At 77.1% G+C, this 704-nt stretch carries 1 pseudogene; it reads left to right on the top strand.

The annotated features are described in order from the left end of the window. Positions 1 to 704, top strand: a pseudogene (locus C1J00_RS43915) (ABC transporter permease); the annotation flags it as partial.

Below are 704 nucleotides of genomic sequence, written 5' to 3' on the forward strand. Positions count from 1 at the left end.
CTTCGCGGCCGACCGGCTGCGGATACGGGACGGGGTACTGGACGCGGTCGCCTCCCCGAAGGTCGCCGGGCGGCTGGGGCGGGCGGAACGCCGGATCGTCACCGACGCCGGACCCGTCACGGTGCGGATCACCGCGGTGCGCTCCCGCACCCCGGCCGTCCCCGAGGGCGAGTTCCTTCTGGTCGACGCGGCGGGGCTGAAGGGCTCGGCCGGTCCTTCGACGCTGCTGGTGGCCGGTGCCGGGCTCGACCCGAAGGCGCTGCGGGCGGCCGTGCGGGGCGCCGGTTCCGGTCTCTCCGTGTCGTTGCGGAACGAGGCACGCGCGGCGCTGTCCGACGCGCCGTTGCAGGCCGGTGCCGGACGGATCTACGTCTGGGCGGTCGCCGCGGGCGCGGGCTATGCCGTACTCGCGCTGGTCCTCGGTCTGCTGCGGTCCGCGCCGGAGCGGGCCGCGCTGCTGGCCCGGCTGCGCACGCTCGGTATGACGACCCGCCAGGGGCGGCACGTGCTCGGCCTTGAGGCTCTGCCCCAGACGCTGCTCGCCGCCGGCGGGGGCATGGCCGTCGGCTGGGCGACGGTGGTGCTGCTCGCCCCCGGCATCGACCTGGACCGGCTCGCCCTGGCGGACACGTCCGGCGTCTCGCCACCGGATGCCGTGCTGCGGACCGACCCGTGGTCGCTGGCCCTGCCGGCCGTGGGCGGGC

Source organism: Streptomyces cahuitamycinicus (genome assembly GCF_002891435.1).
Taxonomy (GTDB): Bacteria; Actinomycetota; Actinomycetes; order Streptomycetales; family Streptomycetaceae; genus Streptomyces; species Streptomyces cahuitamycinicus.